Source organism: Mesorhizobium sp. RCAM 05104, assembly GCF_059683645.1.
On record NZ_CM185033.1, the window covers coordinates 7,106,112 to 7,123,095 of the forward strand.

General features: G+C 60.4%; 21 protein-coding genes and 1 pseudogene. 17 read left to right on the plus strand and 5 right to left on the minus strand.

Features of this window, described 5'->3' with window-relative positions; translation table 11 throughout:
- Positions 1-410 precede the first annotated feature (410 nt).
- The 3 genes from AC56QP_RS34660 to AC56QP_RS34670 form a co-directional block, all read right to left on the minus strand.
- Positions 411-785, minus strand: coding sequence for a hypothetical protein (locus AC56QP_RS34660; protein ID WP_269908459.1), 375 nt, complete (start codon positions 783-785; stop codon positions 411-413).
- A 4-nt stretch (positions 786-789) separates the two neighbouring features.
- Positions 790-1,311, minus strand: coding sequence for a signal peptidase II (locus AC56QP_RS34665; RefSeq protein WP_269908458.1), 522 nt, complete (start codon positions 1,309-1,311; stop codon positions 790-792).
- Positions 1,312-1,400: 89 nt separating this feature from the next.
- Positions 1,401-2,360, minus strand: a complete 960-nt coding sequence (locus AC56QP_RS34670; protein WP_489861484.1) for an NAD(P)/FAD-dependent oxidoreductase — start codon at positions 2,358-2,360, stop codon at positions 1,401-1,403.
- Between the two features lie 221 nt (positions 2,361-2,581).
- On the opposite strand from AC56QP_RS34670, the gene lgt reads away from it, so the two are divergent.
- The gene (lgt, locus tag AC56QP_RS34675; RefSeq protein ID WP_489861483.1) at positions 2,582-3,436 is read left to right on the plus strand and encodes a prolipoprotein diacylglyceryl transferase; all 855 of its coding nucleotides are present in this window, start codon (positions 2,582-2,584) and stop codon (positions 3,434-3,436) included.
- A gap of 137 nt (positions 3,437-3,573) precedes the next feature.
- On the opposite strand, the gene AC56QP_RS34680 is transcribed toward lgt, so the two are convergent.
- Positions 3,574-4,182, minus strand: a complete 609-nt coding sequence (locus tag AC56QP_RS34680; protein WP_489861482.1) for a transglutaminase-like cysteine peptidase — start codon at positions 4,180-4,182, stop codon at positions 3,574-3,576.
- Positions 4,183-4,471: 289 nt separating this feature from the next.
- Between AC56QP_RS34680 and AC56QP_RS34685 the strand changes: the two genes are divergently transcribed.
- The 11 genes and pseudogenes from AC56QP_RS34685 to AC56QP_RS34735 form a co-directional block, all read left to right on the plus strand.
- Positions 4,472-4,939: a hypothetical protein gene (locus AC56QP_RS34685; RefSeq protein WP_489861481.1), complete on the plus strand. Its 468-nt coding sequence runs from the start codon at positions 4,472-4,474 to the stop codon at positions 4,937-4,939.
- 149 nt (positions 4,940-5,088) lie between these two features.
- A complete protein-coding gene (locus AC56QP_RS34690; RefSeq protein ID WP_489861480.1) occupies positions 5,089-6,531 on the plus strand; it encodes a multicopper oxidase family protein in 1,443 nt (480 codons plus the stop codon).
- Positions 6,532-6,562: 31 nt separating this feature from the next.
- Positions 6,563-7,003, plus strand: coding sequence for a DUF411 domain-containing protein (locus AC56QP_RS34695; RefSeq protein ID WP_497100889.1), 441 nt, complete (start codon positions 6,563-6,565; stop codon positions 7,001-7,003).
- A gap of 166 nt (positions 7,004-7,169) precedes the next feature.
- Positions 7,170-7,778: a DsbE family thiol:disulfide interchange protein gene (locus tag AC56QP_RS34700; RefSeq protein ID WP_489861479.1), complete on the plus strand. Its 609-nt coding sequence runs from the start codon at positions 7,170-7,172 to the stop codon at positions 7,776-7,778.
- On the plus strand, positions 7,775-8,302 hold the full coding sequence (locus AC56QP_RS34705) for a TlpA family protein disulfide reductase (protein WP_489861478.1): 528 nt from the start codon (positions 7,775-7,777) through the stop codon (positions 8,300-8,302). Before AC56QP_RS34700 ends, AC56QP_RS34705 begins: the two co-directional genes overlap by 4 nt.
- Positions 8,303-8,315: 13 nt before the next feature.
- Complete coding sequence (locus AC56QP_RS34710; protein ID WP_489861477.1) at positions 8,316-8,663, plus strand: hypothetical protein; 348 nt, start codon at positions 8,316-8,318, stop codon at positions 8,661-8,663.
- Between the two features lie 116 nt (positions 8,664-8,779).
- Positions 8,780-9,463, plus strand: a complete 684-nt coding sequence (locus AC56QP_RS34715) for an SCO family protein (protein WP_489861476.1) — start codon at positions 8,780-8,782, stop codon at positions 9,461-9,463.
- 41 nt (positions 9,464-9,504) lie between these two features.
- Positions 9,505-10,293 carry a DsbA family protein gene (locus tag AC56QP_RS34720; RefSeq protein ID WP_489861475.1) on the plus strand — a complete coding sequence of 263 codons (789 nt, stop codon included), beginning with the start codon at positions 9,505-9,507 and terminating at the stop codon, positions 10,291-10,293.
- 33 nt (positions 10,294-10,326) lie between these two features.
- On the plus strand, positions 10,327-11,067 hold the full coding sequence (locus AC56QP_RS34725) for a cytochrome c biogenesis CcdA family protein (protein WP_489861474.1): 741 nt from the start codon (positions 10,327-10,329) through the stop codon (positions 11,065-11,067).
- Positions 11,068-11,088: 21 nt separating this feature from the next.
- Complete coding sequence (locus AC56QP_RS34730) at positions 11,089-11,655, plus strand: hypothetical protein (protein WP_489861473.1); 567 nt, start codon at positions 11,089-11,091, stop codon at positions 11,653-11,655.
- Positions 11,656-11,745: 90 nt separating this feature from the next.
- Positions 11,746-12,087, plus strand: a pseudogene (locus tag AC56QP_RS34735) (HAD-IC family P-type ATPase); the annotation flags it as partial.
- A 92-nt stretch (positions 12,088-12,179) separates the two neighbouring features.
- On the opposite strand, the gene AC56QP_RS34740 reads toward AC56QP_RS34735, so the two are convergent.
- Positions 12,180-12,626, minus strand: a complete 447-nt coding sequence (locus tag AC56QP_RS34740; protein WP_489861472.1) for a pyridoxamine 5'-phosphate oxidase family protein — start codon at positions 12,624-12,626, stop codon at positions 12,180-12,182.
- A 591-nt stretch (positions 12,627-13,217) separates the two neighbouring features.
- Between AC56QP_RS34740 and AC56QP_RS34745 the strand changes: the two genes are divergently transcribed.
- The 5 genes from AC56QP_RS34745 (at position 13,218) to AC56QP_RS34765 (ending at position 16,980) form a co-directional block, all read left to right on the plus strand.
- Positions 13,218-13,427, plus strand: coding sequence for a hypothetical protein (locus tag AC56QP_RS34745; RefSeq protein ID WP_489861471.1), 210 nt, complete (start codon positions 13,218-13,220; stop codon positions 13,425-13,427).
- 65 nt (positions 13,428-13,492) lie between these two features.
- The gene (locus AC56QP_RS34750) at positions 13,493-14,434 is read left to right on the plus strand and encodes a LysR family transcriptional regulator (RefSeq protein ID WP_497109014.1); all 942 of its coding nucleotides are present in this window, start codon (positions 13,493-13,495) and stop codon (positions 14,432-14,434) included.
- A 37-nt stretch (positions 14,435-14,471) separates the two neighbouring features.
- Positions 14,472-15,941, plus strand: coding sequence for an NAD(P)-binding domain-containing protein (locus AC56QP_RS34755; RefSeq protein ID WP_489861469.1), 1,470 nt, complete (start codon positions 14,472-14,474; stop codon positions 15,939-15,941).
- The gene (locus AC56QP_RS34760; protein ID WP_489861468.1) at positions 15,938-16,420 is read left to right on the plus strand and encodes a CMD domain-containing protein; all 483 of its coding nucleotides are present in this window, start codon (positions 15,938-15,940) and stop codon (positions 16,418-16,420) included. Before AC56QP_RS34755 ends, AC56QP_RS34760 begins: the two co-directional genes overlap by 4 nt.
- Positions 16,417-16,980: a peroxidase-related enzyme gene (locus tag AC56QP_RS34765; protein WP_489861467.1), complete on the plus strand. Its 564-nt coding sequence runs from the start codon at positions 16,417-16,419 to the stop codon at positions 16,978-16,980. Before AC56QP_RS34760 ends, AC56QP_RS34765 begins: the two co-directional genes overlap by 4 nt.
- Positions 16,981-16,984: the final 4 nt, after the last annotated feature.

The window sequence follows — 16,984 nt, forward strand, 5'->3', positions numbered from 1 at the left end:
TTTGTCCCCGGATTTGCCCAAACGGATGCGTGGTTCTCACATCCGGTATCGATCCTAATGGTTAATCATCGCTTACTGGAGTCGAAATGCGGTAACACCGTGGCGATATCCCGTCAAAAATTGTGCGCTAGATTTAATGGTAAATTGAAGATTAGGGCAATGGGCTCAAACAGCTGGTAGACGACCGCTACGCGAGTGCGGATCGGTCAGGCAGCTTGTGGGCGTGCCAACTGCATTCACGTGGAGCAACTGCGGATGTTTTGCCCTCCACCGGAGTGACCATGGGCAATGGCGCTGATCGAAGATCCCTACGCAACAGGAAGGGCGCCGAAGTGTTTTGTCGAGGTCATGGAGAGGAATGATCCCGGGCAGTCAATTAACAAGCTTGGGCTACGGATTCACAATCCAAGTCAATCGGCCTGCTTGCGCACCGACCATTGACCAGGTGCCAACAGGTGGGTTGACCGATGCTCTCTCAGGTGGAGATGCGCGAATATGCTAAAAGTCGGCCCGCCGGGGTTATCATTCTTGGTGGGGCGCATGGCACGCTGGCGCTGGCCAGGAGCCTTGGCGCGCAGAAGGTGCCGGTCTGGCTGGTGAGCGCCGATACCCCTTTGCCGCGTTTCTCGCGTTACGCTGATCGGCAGATGACGTGGCCCGGCTCCGACGATGACGGCGCCGTTGCCTTCCTGCTCAAGCTGGCTGAGACTCAGGGGTTTGACGGCTTTCTTCTGATCCCTGGCGGTGATCCTGAAGTTCGGCTGGTGTCGCAGTCCATTGACCAATTGTCTAGGCTTCGTCGGGACCTTTCTTGTGTATCCCACGCGAGCCAAAGAACACCAGAATCGAACCGAGAACCACCCAAATGTCGGCCAGATTGAAGATGACGGAATACCAACCGCCCACATGCAGACCTATAAAATCCGTCACCATCCCTATGGACAGCCGATCGACGAGATTGCCGAGTGCGCCGGCTGCCATGAGGCCAGCGCCAAGGATGACCCGTGGCCCTTGCGCACGCGCGACCCACCACCAAAGACCGACGACGGCAAGCACGGTTACAGTCACTAAAACCGTCAGGCTTGATGTGGTGCCGCCCGACAGCAGGCCGAACGTCGTGCCCTCGTTGTACCGCGGGCGCAGCGCCAAAAACGGCAATGGGTCGAGCCCGTCGGGAGATGGAAGCGACGCGCGCACCCAACTCTTTGTCCCCAAGTCGAGCACGAACGCTGCCACGGAGACGATTGCCGCCAGAGTCTTGCCTGGGCGGAGCCGCCCCGCTGCGACATCTCGCTTGCTTTCGTTTCTCAAACTTCTACTCTTTGGCCATAATCAGGCACCTATGACATGCGCTTAGAATAAAACCCAGCCGCAATCATGACCCATCTGTTTAGAAGAAATCAGCGTCGCAGTGCGCGCCAGCCGGCCAGATCATTCCGAATTGCGGCGGCGGCGACCCCGGCTTGCCCGATTGCATTGCTGATTTGATCAAGCCCGACTACTACATCGCCAGCGGCGTAGAGGCCTGGCACGTCGGTTCTCTGGTGACGGTCGACGACAATGCATCCATCTGCTGATAGGTGGGCGCCTGCGCAACGCGCGAGCTGCGAACAGACGTCAGTTCCAAGAGCCGGGTAAATAGCTCCAAAAGTGAGCCGCCCATCAGGCAACTCGACAATAATCTCATCTTGCATCAGGAGAAATCGGAGACAGGGCCCGTTAACCATTTTGATTCCGCTGGCTCCGAGCGGCACCATTTTTGCTACGTCAGGATCATGCACGTCATCCGGAGCGATGAGCGTCACGTCATCGCTGTAGCTGCGCAAGAACTCCGCTTCACGTAGACCCCTCGCGCCAGTTCCGATCACCCCAATACGTCGATCGGTCATCTCATAGCCATCGCATATCGGACAATATCGCAACAGTCCTTGAGCCAGCGCCTCGTCATGCAGATCATCAGGAATCGTGGGGCGTCGATTGACCACGCCTGTTGCCAAAAGAACGGTTCGAGCGGGCACGGCGAAATTCGTTCCATTGGCGATCAGAACATCATCTTCCATTCTCAAACTGGAAACTTCACCTTTGCGGACGGCGGCGCCATAACGTTGTGCTTGCTCTTGCATACGCGCGAGAAGCGCGGGGCCTGAGATCCCTTCTGGAAAACCAGCAACGTTGTGTGACATCGGAATTGAAGCCGCACGGCTTCTGCCGGCGTCTACGACGAGGACCGATAAATGAAATCGCGCAAGATAGATGGCAGCGGTCAGACCTGCCGGGCCAGCGCCGATGACGAGGCAGTCGAGCGGTTTGCTGGATGTTTCAGCGGGACCAAAATCTATGATAGGCTCAGCGAGTGTCAAGTTTTTGCCTCGAAGCACTTCGCCCTCCCAGGCGAGACGAGTGGAAGTAGCCGCGAAGCGGTCCCATTCATACTGCTCCCGATTGGTCGACCTGCAGGAAAGTCACTGTTTGACTTGAGCTAGCGCGCGCGACGCGGAATGCAAGCACAGGCTTGCCTTGACCCCGCCAAAACCCTGCCGCATGGTCCGCGCCGAATGCGACCGCAACCGAGAGCTCCCCGTTGAACGAATATTTCCTGCTGCCGCTGGCCTCGCTGCCCTTTCCCAACATCAACCCGATCCTGATCCAGATCGGGCCGCTGGCAGTGCACTGGTACGGCGTCGGCTACATCGTCGGCATCCTGTTCGCCTGGTGGTATGCCAAGCGGCTCGCCGCCAATGCCAAGCTGTGGCCGAACGGCATCCCGCCGATGAAGCCCGAAGACCTCGACGATTTCATCGTCTGGGCTGCCATCGGCGTCGTGCTGGGCGGCCGCACCGGCTACGTGCTGTTCTACGACCTGCCGCGCTACATCGCCCACCCGCTCGACATCTTCGCCGTCTGGCAAGGTGGCATGTCGTTCCATGGCGGCCTGCTCGGCGTCACCCTCGCCATGACGCTGTTTTCCATCAAGCGCGGGATCCGCACCTGGTCGCTGTTCGATGTCGTGGCGGCTGGCGTGCCGGTCGGTCTCGGCCTGGTGCGCGTCGCCAACTTCATCAATTCCGAACTCTGGGGCCGGCCGACTGACGTGCCCTGGGCGATCGAATTTCCCAATGGCGGCCCGTTTGCCCGCCATCCGAGCCAGCTCTACGAGGCCCTGCTCGAGGGCGTCGTGCTTTTCCTCGTGCTGCGCATCCTCACCCATTCGCGCCTCAAGCTGAAGACCCCGCGCTTCGTCGGCGGCGCCTTCATCTGCGGCTATGGCCTGTCACGCATCTTCGTCGAGTTCTTCCGCGAGCCCGACCAGCAACTCGGCTATCTCCTTGGCACCAACTGGCTGACCATGGGCATGATCCTGTCGTCACCGATGGTGCTGGCCGGCATCTGGGCGATGGCGACCGCCAAGCGGGTGCCACAGTCACAGCCGGCATGACACGGCTGAAGGCCCGCATCGTCGACCTGATCGAGGCGCTGGGGCCGCTTTGGGACAACAAGACACAAAGTGATACTTGTTCCGAGATGGCGGACTGACGCCGTTCGGCGCCAATTTGCTCTCGTTGTCCTTGTGCTCTAATGGACGCTGGCGACCGCGTCTTCACGGCCCTCGTTGATCGTCACCCAAACGCCTGAATTCTGGTCCGATTGGCGCTTCAGGTAGGTATTGTCGGTGTCAGTCCAGACCAGCACCTTGGGTTCCAGATTGTCGAGGATGAAATCGCCGAGGCTGGTGCGCATGGTGAGCACCGCATGGCCATCGCCGTTCGACCGCCGCGCCACCGTTATCAGCAGGTCTCCGGCCGGAACACCGGCGCTCATCAGTTCCCGACGCTTCTCCAGCGCATAATCCTCGCAGTCGCCGAAGCCCGTGTCGGGATAGGACCAGACTTCTTCTTTGCCCCCTTGCTCGATGTCTGTGAGGGGCTTGATCCTCGTGTTGACCGAATTGTTGATGTTGACGACCGTCGCCCACAGCTTGCGGGTCAATTCGACCGGCGCCTGCTTCGGCGTCCTCTCATTGCATTCCTGCGGAAGTTTCTGGCAGAACTCGTAGTGGCCGACCGGCTGGGTGGTGCGGCCGCCAGTATGCATGAAGGCCGGTCCTGCCGCATATGCAGTTCCCCAAGCGTAAATCTGAATAGCCATTGTCAACAGCAACAGGTTGATCGCCGTCTTCTTCATTGTTCTTGTCTCCCCGTTTGAGGAGACACATTGCCATAGGCGGATTTATTTGACGCAAAATCGCAAATGTGGTTTTAAGTAAAATGTCGGTCGATATAATAGAAATATCGAATTGTATAAATCTAAAATGATCGCTAATTTTATCTAAAATTTGAATGGCTTTGGCTTATGGGACATACTGGCTGTGTGATGAGGGCGTAAGCGCCAGCGGAATTCGGCGCCGCACACCCTAGCCTAGCTGCAGTGCCGAATAGGATCAGCCGCTGCAATCACGCGTTGGTGAGCGGGATTGCTCAAACGTCGCAGCTTTTCGTTTTGGCTTGCCAAATTCGCATTTCGAGATCAGCCTGAGAACATGAAGGCACGGTTGTCGCCAAAACATGTTATTGCTTTGCTGCTCGCGGTACTCGTGACCGCCGGGTTCAGTCTTTCTGCCGGTGAGGCCAGCGCCATGTCGGCCAAGATGGCCATGACGCCCAGCATCGGCATGACCATGCTATCCGACACGAACATGACCATGCCCGACATGCGCGCCGCTGGTAGCTGCGCGGCGTGCCAGAAAGGGTCTGGCGACAACGGCAATCCAATGCACTGTCCGCCTGTGTGCGTCGCTCCAGTTCTAGCGATGTTGCCGCAGGCGTTCGAGCTTAACCTGATGAAGCTGACAGCGCGGCTGTTTGCATGGCAATATCCGCTCCTTTCCGGGCGCAATTCCGTTCCCGACCCATCCCCTCCCAAATCCAGCGTTCTCGCCTGACGCGACGTCAGTGGCCTCAGTAGCTGATTTTTGCGTCTGTTCTCGCCCGCGCCATTTAACTAACGCGTTGGCGGCGATCTCGATGGTTATGACGGCGACCGAGTTTCGCTGCCTCCCATCGGCTTCTGCGATCCAGGAAGGGTCAGGGGTTGGATACCGACTTTGTATATTTCTTCTCGCGCCGAAGATTGCTTCAGGCAGCGGCGGGTATTGCCTCGACAACTCTGTTGACCGCGAGGTCACTCCGGGCGTCCGAGCTCGATGAGCGCGAGCTAAAGGCCGCGCACGGCCGCGCCAGCCTTGCCGGTCCGGACGCTCCTTGGACCACTGTCTGGGCTTATGACGGCACCGTTCCTGGCCCGACGTTGCGCGTACAACAAGGCCGGCCGCTTCGCATCACCGTGGAGAATGGGCTCGACGAAGACACGACCACCCATTGGCATGGCATCCGGCTGCCGAACGCCATGGACGGCGTGCCGGGCCTCACCCAGAAGCCGATCAAGCCGGGCGAAAATTTCGTCTATGAGTTCACGCCGCCCGACGCCGGCACCTTCTGGTACCATCCGCACGCCGACAGCCTTGTACAACTCGGCCGTGGGCTCGCCGGTGCCCTCATTGTCGAGGAGGCTGAACCCATTGTCGTCGACCGCGACCTCCTGTGGCTGCTTCAGGACTGGCGGCTGACCGACGATAAGCAACTCGCCCCTCGCTTCGGCAGTGCGATGGATGCGGCGATGTCGGGCCGTGTCGGCAACGTCGTCACCGTCAATGGGACGGTGCCGGTCGATCAATTGGTGAAAGCGGGTGAGCGCGTCAGGTTGCGCTTGGTCAATGCTTGCCTCGCTCGCATGGTGGCGCTTCGCTTCGAAGGCCATCGCCCGGTCATCGTGGCGATCGATGGCCAGCCCTGCGACCCGCACGAACCGGAGGACGGCCGCCTCATGCTGGCGCCGGCCATGCGCATCGACATCGTGCTCGACATGCAGGGCGACCCCGGTAGCCGCCATACCGTGACTGACGATTTCTATGACGGTCTCGCCTACACGCTGACCACGCTTGCCTATGACAGCGCATCGCCGCTGCGGACCCATCCGCTCGACGCGCCGCTTGGCCTGCCGCGCAACCCGTTGCCGCAACCCGATCTCGCCAGTGCCGAGCGCCAGGAGATCGTCCTGCAGGGTGGCATGATGGGTGGCGGCAAGCTCGCCGGCGTCGGTGGCATGACGGGCATGGCGAGGCCGGGCATGAATGGTGGCGCTGCGTGGGCGATCAACGGCATGTCGATGACCGGTGACGGCCACGCCGGCATGGCGCCGCAGTTCACCCTGAAACGCGGCACCACTTGTCATCTCACCATGCGCAACGAAACCGCCTGGTGGCATCCGATGCATGTCCATGGCTTCAGCCTGCTAGTGCTTGCGCGCAACGGTTCAGCGGTACCGAACCGGCAATGGCAGGACACGGTGCTGCTCGCCCCCAAGGACACGATCGAATGCGCCTTCGTCGCCGACAATCCCGGCGACTGGATGCTGCACTGCCACGTCGCCGACCACCAGATGGCCGGCCTGATGACAGTTTTTCGTGTGACGTGAATTTGAGCCGCTTATCCAAAGGAGAATTGTAATGAAACTGACCTACCGCCTCGCCGCCCTTGCTACGCTGATCGCAACGCCGCTGCCCGCCTTCGCGGCAACGATCAACGCCGTGATGTACAAGAACCCGCAGTGCAGTTGCTGCGAGTCCTATGCCAACTATCTTGAGCACAACGGCTTCAAGGTCGACATCAAGCCGGTCAACAATCTCTCCCAGATCAGCAGCGACGCCGGCGTGCCGGCCGACCTCGAAGGCTGCCACACCCTGATGGTCGATGGCTATGTCGTCGACGGCCTGGTGCCGGTCGACATCGTCAAGAAGCTTCTGGCGGAGCGGCCCCCCATCACGGGCATCACGCTGGCCGGCATGCCCTCGGGCGCGCCTGGCATGGGCGGCGAGAAGTCCGGCCCCTTCGTCGTCTACGCCTTCACCAAGGATGGCAAGGCGCCCACCGTCTACGCGACCGACTGAGGAGCGACCTCGATGGTGGCCAACCTGTCCGATTGTCCCGCCAAGACCTGGCTCGCCATGATGTTCAGTCGGTTGCGGGTTGTTGTCCTACTGGTTCTGATGCTTACCGTCGCGGCGCTCGCAAGATATGTGCGCACGGGACAGGGGATCACATTCGGGCGGGGGCATGATGGCCCGCGGTGACATCGTTCATTCGGATGTGCCTGACGCGCAGCACACCACGCTGCGGCGGCGGCTGGTTGTCCTGCCTGTGGTGCTTTTCGCAGGGCTGGCCGTTGTGCTTGCCTGGGGGCTGACACGCAATGCTTCGGACATTCCCTCGGCGCTTGTCGGCAAGCCGGTGCCCGCGTTCAGCCTGCCGCCGGTTAAGGGGCGCACCCTTGGTTTGTCGAGCGGCGATCTCCGTGGTGAGGTTTCGCTGGTCAATGTCTTTGCGTCATGGTGCCTGGCCTGCCGCGAGGAGCATCCCGCGTTCATGCAACTGGCAGCAAGCAGGAAGGTGCCGGTGCATGGGCTCAATTACAAAGACCAGCCTGAAGATGCCGCGAGATGGCTTGATACGGAGGGCGATCCTTACACGCGAACCGGCGCGGACCTGAACGGCCGCGTCGCCATCGACTGGGGCGTCTACGGCGTACCGGAAAGCTTTGTGGTGAGCGCCAACGGTCACATTGCCTACAAGCACATTGGCGCGGTGACGCAAGAGGCGCTTGAGAAAACGATCCTGCCGTTGGTCGAGCGTCTCAGGGCCGAGGCGAAGGAACGCCAGCCATGAAGATGTTCGCTCTCGCTCTGTTAGGAGCGATGCTCGCGGTGGCGCAGCCCGCAGCCGGCGTCGAGGCACCGCAGAATTTTGCCGTTCACGAGACTCCGGTGCCGGTGCCGGAATTCCAATTCCAGGACGCGAACCGGCAACCCAAAACGCTTGCGGATTTCCGCGGCAAGGTGGTGCTGCTCAACATCTGGGCGACATGGTGCGCGCCCTGCCGGAAGGAAATGCCAACGCTCGACCGGCTGCAGGGCAAACTCGGCGGGTCTGATTTCGAGGTCGTTGCGCTGTCAGTGGATCGCGCCGGCCCGGATGTGGTCAAAAAGTTCTTCGCCGAGATCGGTATCGAGCATCTCGCCCTCAGTGTCGATGCCTCGGCCAAGGCCATGTTCGCCATCGGCACCATCGGTCTCCCGACAACCTTGCTGATAGATCGCGACGGCAAGGAAATCGGCCGGCTGATCGGCCCGGCCGAATGGGATACGCCTGATATGATCGACTTCATTCGTGGCCGCATCGCCGCCAACTGAAAAAGGAACAAACATGTCCAACACACAATCGCCCCCAATTTCACAGGCCTCACTTGGGCGCGACGTTCTGCACGCCATCCGATATTATCTCGGCGGTCGGCGAGGCCTGATCGTGGCCGGCGCGTCCGTAGCCGTGGCCGGCGTTGCATTCAACTGGGGCTGGCTGGTCGCGGCCGGGATCGCGCCGCTGCTTCTCGCAATGCTCCCCTGCGCTGCGATGTGTGCGCTTGGCCTGTGCATGAACCGCACGACCGCCGGACACAGCTCAACTGATGTCGATTCGAAGACGCCTGACGAGAACGATCAGATGAACCAGACGGCGACAAAAGCAGCACACATCCGCACACGGGGATGCAGTTGAAAACGCGCCTGCCGGCCGACGGCGCCTGTAACATCAGAGAACCGCCCAGTCGGTATCATCGGTCATGACGAATGGAGGCGCCGAGGGGTCAGCCGGGTCGCGGTCTTGGAGGTTCAATGCGTTTACTCAAAAATCTGGTTGCCGTCCTGGCGTTGATCGTTGCCATCGTTCCGATGGCCCGTGCTCATTCGCTCGACGAAGTCGACGCCATGCTGGAGAGCGATGAGAAATATTTCCAGCCGATCGACAAGCCGGCACCCGATTTCACCCTGCGCACCGCCGACGGACGCGTCGTGCGGCCAGCCGATCTGCGCGGCAAGGTCGTCATCCTCAATTTCATCTACACATCGTGCCCGGACGTGTGCCCATTGCATGCCGAGAAGATCGCCGAGATTCAGGCGATGGTGAACGGCACGCCGATGAAGGATCAGGTCACCTTCGTGACCATTACCACCGACCCGACGCGAGACACGCCGGACGTACTGCGCAAATACGGGCCAGGGCACGGGCTGGACCCGGTCAACTGGTTTTTCCTGACCACGACCCAGGATCAGCCAGAGGATGCGACCCGCAAGCTGGCGGAAGGCTTCGGCCACAAGTTCACCCCGACCGATGACGGCTATCAGATGCACGGCACCGTTACCCATGTGATCGACAAGGAGGGCCGCTGGCGGGCGAACTTCCACGGCCTGAATTTCGCGCCGGTCAACCTCGTCACCTTCGTCAATGCGCTTACCAACAAAGTCGAGCTTCCGCATCAGGAAACCGGGTGGTGGGCGAGGATCAAAAGCTTTTTTTGATGGACCATCATAATCATTCGAAACAGAGGAAGGAAATTCTTGTGATCCACAATTCAATCAAATTGCCCAGGGGCACCGGCAAAATGGCCCGTGCGCTCATCCTGGTCGTCGCCACGGCCTGGCTCGTACTCGGTCCCGGATCGCACGGTCAGGCAGTCGCCGCCGGAGAGATGTCCCAGGACCAGTTCGACCAGCGGGTGCACGACTACATCCTCTCTCACCCTGAAGTTGTCATGGAGGCTTTGCAGACCCTGGACGCCCGCCAGCGCGAGGCTGCGGCGAAGGAGGCGAAAGCCGCGCTGGCGGCAAAGGCCGATGAGATTTTTCGCGACCCGGCCAGCCCGGTCAGCGGCAACGTCAGCGGCGATGTTACCATGGCCGAATTCTTCGACTACAATTGCCCCTATTGCCGCCAGGTGGCGCCGATCATGGCGCAAGCGGTGGCCGACGACCCACAGCTCCGGATCGTCTATAAGGAATTCCCCATCCTCGGCCCGGATTCCGTGTTCGCGGCCAAGGCGGCGCTCGCTGCCCAGCGCCAGAACAAATACGCGCAATTCCACAAGGCCCTCTATGACGCCAGGACACGGGTGACCGAGGCAGTGGTGCTCAAGGTCGCGGCAGAAATCGGCCTCGATATCCCTCGCCTGAAGACCGACATGCAGCTTCCGGAGATCCAGGCGGCGATAGAAAAGAATACGCAACTGGCCCAGGCACTGGGAATCACCGGAACGCCGGGCTTCGTCGTCGGCGACCAGATCTTTCCCGGCGCCACCGACCTTGCGACGATGAAGAAATTGATCGAGCAGACGCGAGCCGTTAAGAAATGAGGCCTTTGCCGGCAATCAGGGGACAACTGATCGATGCCCGAGATCTCCAACATCGGCGTGCTGGCCGCATTCGGCGCGGGCGTGCTCTCGTTCCTGTCGCCTTGCGTGCTGCCGCTGGTGCCGGGCTATGTCTCGTATGTGGCCGGAGGGGCACTAACGGTCGCGTCGGCCGATCGAACTGGCGCGGCCCGCTGGGCGGCGGTCGGACTGAGCCTGTGTTTCGCGCTCGGCTTCTCTACCGTCTTCATCGTGCTTGGCGCCAGTGCTTCGGTGCTCGGCCGAATGCTGATCGGCTACCGCTACGAACTCAATCTCGTCGGCGGTGCCATCGTCATCCTGTTCGGGCTGTTCCTCACCGGCTTAATTCGTCCATCCTGGATGATGCGCGAAGCGAGATTTCATGCCGACATCGCCGGGGGCAGAGTGGTATCCGCCTATGTCCTCGGCCTTGCCTTCGCCTTCGGCTGGACGCCGTGCATCGGTCCTATTCTCGGTTCGATACTGACCGTGGGCGCTGCCTCTGCCACCGTTGCCGACGGCGTTGCCTTGCTTGCGATCTATTCGCTTGGCCTTGGCCTTCCGTTCCTGCTTACTGCCCTGTTCACCGATAACCTGACGCAGCGACTGAGCGTAATGCGCCGAGCGGGCCGGCTGCTGCAGCCAGCAGCAGGTGTAGTCATGGTGGGTATGGGGATCGCAATGATCACGGGACAGATGTCGACATTCTCATTCTGGCTGCTTCAGCAATTTCCCATTTTCACGCGTATCGGCTGAGGGCCGGCAACGGAGTTCGCCATGATTCGAACAATGCACCCAAATAGACGAATGGTTGTTCTCGGGGGCCTTTTTGGCGCCTCTGCGGTTGTGAGCTTCTTCAAGGGGCCGGATTTTGCAATCGCCGCGGACGTTCCGGGTTTGACCAAGCGTTTCGAGGATCTCAGCCACAATGGCAACAGCTCCTGCTCGGCCAAGTTCACTGAGTCGATCGCAACCATGCCGAGCACGTCGCGGATCAAGGGATCGTGTTGCAGCCCGATGGAAATGAAGCGCTATTCCGAACAGACGGAAGGCCTGACCAAATATCGCGACATCGCGATGATCCCGCAGGATCCGTACGATATCCCCGCGGGCATCGCGCAGAAGATGATGCCTTACTACGACATGCAACTCACCAGCGTGGAGCAGGCGGCCTACGACTACGCCATGGCCACTTCCAACGAGAAAGGCCCGTGCTGTTGCCAATGCTGGCGATGGAAAATGTATGGCGGGCTGGCAAAATACTTGATCCATGAACACGGTTTTACCGGTAAGCAGATCGTGGATGTGTGGAACCTGTCCGACGGTTGTGGCGGTGGTATGTAAAATTGGCGTGGCGGCATGACCGAGTGAAGCGGACTGCCGTCGTAGCGATCCATCCACCAGGCCAGGACCGACATCAGGGCGCCTACTGTGCTGGCCGGGTTCATCGCCATGCGCGACGAGCCCCGGCCGGACGCGCTGGCCGGTCTCAAGGCGCTGACCGATGCTGGCATCAGGACTGTTAAGCTGACCGGCGACAACCAGCGCACCGCGGCGGCTATCGGCAAGCAACTCGGCATCGAGGTTCGCGCTGAACTGTTGCCAGAGGACAAGCAGCGCATTGTCGGTGAGTTGAAAGGGCAGGGGCTCATCGTCGCCAAGGTCGGCGACGGCATCAACGACGCGCCGGCGCTGGCGGCGGCCGATGTTGGGATTGCCATGGGGGGCACGGATGTTGCATTGGAGACCCTTTCGCCGTGCTGGCAGCCTGGGCGATCGAGTTGGGCGCGGGCTTGGTCCGTCGAAAGCGGGCCGCGCCCGCGCAATTCATGGCCTCCCCGTGCCACCGGCCACACGCATGGTGGAGCCTACTCACTTGCTTCCCGGCCAGTCATCTCTTCTATGAGAATCCGGAAGAAAACGTGCGGCAAGCTATCTGACACGGGAGGCATGACAGGATTGAGCGCGCCGGGCTCCCACCAGTCCGCGTGCTTGCTCAACACTGACCATGCGTGATCGCGCTGAAGCTTGTGGCCGATCTGGTCAGGCAGCTCTTCAAAGCGGCCGTCGACAATCACGCTTCTCCATCCGCGTCCCTGGGTGTGTTCGACGATCTGGGCGCATACCAGGGAGTTGGCGCGCATCCAGTCGATCTTCTTGCCCGGCAAGGAGACCGCGTAGAGGTGACTGTCGGCGTAGGCGTAGTTGAAGCAGACGACGTAGGGTTGTCCGTCCTTAGCGCATGCCAGATGGCCGACGCGATTGGCAGCCAGCAAGTTCGCGCATTCCAAAGTGGAGAGCGTGCGGATCAGCATCGATGCGACCCTCCTTTTTGCATTTCAAACCTTGGCAGCTGAACTCGCTATGACGTGGATCAAATTGGCGCGTCTGTGCTTGATTTGCGCCGTAGGACGATGGACGATCCCGTTCCGGTGCCGCTGGACGGACCCTTCCCGGCGAAAATAGAGTCACCCTCGATGAAACCGTACTTTCGGAGTGGCCCTGCAACACATATCTGAGGAATTTCTCGATGTGGAACATAATTGGCAGGCTTCGGATATCGAGCCGTACTTGGGAAATAATTCTCCTGGGAATGAGAAGCCCGAGAGGGTCTGTATATTACCGCAGTATCTGGCGGTGATATGCCCAAGGCGGCGCCCGATCAGTTGCGCCGCAGCCGATATTTCAAATGGTATCATGGCCGGATCGGCATAACCGATCAGATTTCCGTTGTCCTCCCATCGGCAAGAATGTGACCGTCACGATCTCGTTGGGCAAGGCTAGTTGTTCCGGCCAGGTCCTTTCGCGGAAGGCCGTGGGAATGCCTGCGATCGCATGAACCGGTCATCGTGCCCCTGCTAAGTTGCCGATTGGCTTCCGAGACACCGCTCCATCGTCGCGGGTCAATGTCGATCACGGACAGTCTCGTCGCCACGATCGGTGCGTATCGCGGCGTTTCGCCGAGCAACGCCCCGACGAAGCGGGATATGCGGCGAGAGCTCGCTGAGCTTGCCGAGCAGTCGCTCGACTACCCCGCTTGGATGGACCCGGCCACGATCGCGATGCCGGATACGAATGCCACAATCATCGCAGCCGCGCTGAACGCGTTCTCCTGAAAAATTGTTTTCGCCTTGACATAGATCAAATCTGCATGAGATGGTGCTATTCATGCAGAATATGCATGAAGGCGACCATGGAAACCCGAGACCTTCAGACCTTTCTTGCGGTTGCCGCCAGCGGCAGCATTACCAAGGCGGCCGATTTGCTCGGGCGTTCCCAACCCGCGGTGACACGCACCATTCAGGATCTCGAGGCCGAGCTTGGCTTCGAATTGCTGCACCGGATCGGTCGACGGGTGCAGTTGTCTGAAGAGGGGGTTGCCTTCGAGGAAGAAGCGCGGCGTCTGCTGATGTCGTTCACGGAACTTGCTGCTCGAGCAAAGATGATTGCCGCTGGCAAGGGCCGGATCCTCCAAATCGCTACAACCGCCGCAATCGGCAACGGTTTGATCCCGACGGCCTTGGCAGAGCTGAAAAATATCGAGCTTCCGTATGAGACGCATATTGGACATTTTCTGTCCTCGACAGTCGCTCAGGAAGTCCGCAGCGGGCGTGCCGAGATGGGCTTTTCAAGCTTGCCGCTCGATACGCCTGGATTGGATGTCCTGCGGCTTTATTCGGCGCCGGTCGTTGTCGCCATGCATGAGGGCGATGCGCTGGCTGAGTTCGATGTCGTTCCGCTGTCTGCTTTCTCCGGTCGCCCACTCGCCACGATCCTCAACCCGCTGCGGTTTCAATCGCACATTTCTCGGACACTGGCGGCCCGTGGTATCGAGACGGGTCCGGTGATCCGGACGAATACTGCCTACAGCGCCCTGCTGATCGCAAACAAAGTAGGTTTCGCCGCGATTATCGATCCTCTCACGGCCTACGGCCTGAGCCCCCTGGCGTCGTCATTCGCGCGATCGACATCACCGTTCCATTCTACTGGGGCGTATTGGTTGCCCAAAACCGACCGCTGCGCGCAGTACCGCAGGCGTTGGTTGAGGCTGTCGAAGCTGTCGCAGAACGGTCGATCGCCGGTTTTACTAGACTCGACCCGGGCATGGCCGGCCAACTGGTGACCGGTCCCGGATCGAGCATAAATTACGGAACCGGAATATGAGGCATACTCCCACCTCGGCAGTGTCCACGGGCCTTGCCGCGCTAGAAGCAAAGCTTGAGCAGGATCTCGACTTTCTCGAGCTGCCCGCCAAGCCCTGGGTCCCCGCAGTCTCCCGCGATGGTGTGCCGGTCCGTGACGTCGTCGTCATAGGCGCCGGCATGTGCGGACTTGCGGCCACGGCAAAGCTGGTGCTGACCGGGATCACCAATGTCGTCGCCTATGATGCTGCTCCGGCAGGGCTCGAGGGGCCGTGGGTAACATTTGCCCGCATGCAAACACTTCGGTCGCCGAAGACCCTCAACGGTCCGTCGCTCGGCCTGGCGCAGCTCACGTTCCGCGCCTGGTTCACGGCACAATGGGGCGTCGAAGCCTGGCAGTCCCTGGACAAAATCCCCAAGGGCCAGTGGATGGATTACCTGGTCTGGTATCGCAAGGTTCTTGCGCTGCCGGTGCGCAATGGCGTGCGCATGACCGGGGTCGCGCCTGTTGGTGACCTGATTGCGGTCGATATCGAGGGCGCGGAAACAGGTCGGATTCTCACCCGCCATCTCGTTCTGGCCACAGGCCGGTCGGGTCTCGGCGGTTTTACCGTGCCCGATTTCCTGAGGGGTATCGACCACACCTATTGGGCTCATTCAGCCGACGACATCGATTTTGGTGCGCTTAAAGGTAAGCGCGTGGCGGTCATCGGTGCCGGTGCCTCGTCCATGGACAACGCCGCAACGGCGCTCGAAGCGGGCGCCGGCTCCGTGGACATGTTGATCCGGCGCAAGGAAATGCCTCGCATCAACAAGCTGACCGGCATCGGCAGCCAGGGTGTGGTGCACGGCATCTGCCACCTGCCCGATGCCTGGAAGTGGAAGTTCTTCGACTACACCGCCTCGACCCAGACGCCGCCGCCGCGTTCATCGACGCTTCGCGTATCTCGCCACCCGAACGCCCGGTTCTTTCTCGACTGCGGCATAATCGCGGTAAAGCAAGATGCGGATGGCCTTCTGGTCGAAACCACGCAGGGCCCGATGCGCTACGACTTCCTGATCGCGGCAACCGGCTTTTCGAACGACTTCAGCGACCGCCCGGAATTTGCAGCACTCGCCCCATACATCCGCACCTGGTCGGATGGTCGATATACGCCGGATATGGGGCCGGCGCGTGCAGGCATGTCGGACGCGCCGGATCTTGGTCCCGCCTTCGAATTTCGCGAACGTGTCCCCGGCTCTTGCCCGATGCTGGCGCATATCCACTGCTTCAACGACGCGGCCATGCTGACCCACGGCAAGGTCTCCGGCGATATCCCGGCTGTCAGTGCCGGCGCCGACCGCCTGGTCCGCGGCATTACCGCATCGCTTTTTGCCGAAGACGTCGAAACCCACTTCGCCAATCTCATTGCTTACGACACTCCCGAACTTCAGGGCGACGAATGGGTCGATTCAACCCCCTTGCTGCAGAAGGAGGCCGCGTTGTGATCGACGCAATGGACAAGGCCGCCGGTCTTTCACCGGATGATGCCCTTTTCGCCGCACGGCGGTTTCGACCCGAATTCGTGCGAGGGGCGGAGGAATGTCGCATCTCCGTGCTGCATCCGGCAAACGATCAGGGGCTGGCCGCTAATTTAAGGGTTGCCCTGGCCCGTCGCATGGCCGCCATGAATGCAGATCCGGTCCTGATGGCCGAATATGATGTGCAACTGGCTCAGCTTGGTCCGACTGAGCAGCTTCTGGCCTTGGCCCAGGGGGAAACGGATTTGAATGAACCCCTGGCGACCATCGTCCGTCATGTTGACCTGATCACCATGACGCCGAAGAAGGCGGAAGCGAGCCATATCGAACTGCTTGCCAAGGTCGGACTGAACAATCCCCAGATCGTCGCGCTCTCCGAACTGATTGCCTTTGTCAATTTCCAGACACGGGTGGCGGCCGGCTTGCGCCTGATGAGGTCGACATGATTTCCTCGGTTCGCCTGAAGCCATTGAATTGGCATCCCTACATCGCGCCGGTCGAGCTATCCGAGGCCACGCCGGAACAGCTTGAAGCGATGAAGGTCACGCCATCGGCCAAGAAAGTTTCGGAATATGTGCGCACCCTTGCGCATGACCCAGAGAGCTATCTTGCCCGCACCATCATGTTCAACGCAATCATGTATGTCGAAGGCGGGCTTGCCCGTCCCGACCGCGAACTTGGTGCATTGGGTGCCTCGATCGTCAATGGCTGCAAATTCTGTGCCGTGGTTCATGCCCGCAGGCATGCAGAGCTGACCAAGAGCGACCAAGTGGTCACCGCACTTTATCTCGACAGCCCTGAAGCGCTCGGCCCACGCGATGCGGCAATCTACAGCTTTGCCCGCCACCTGTCGGCGGCTCCGTCGGAAGCGACGGCAGACGATATCGCGGCGCTTCGATCTGTCGGCATGGATGATCGGGAAATCATAGACCTGATCCACGCCATATCGATTTTCGGCTGGGCTAACCGGCTGATGCACGTTCTCGGCCATGCGGAAAGCGGGTGATGAT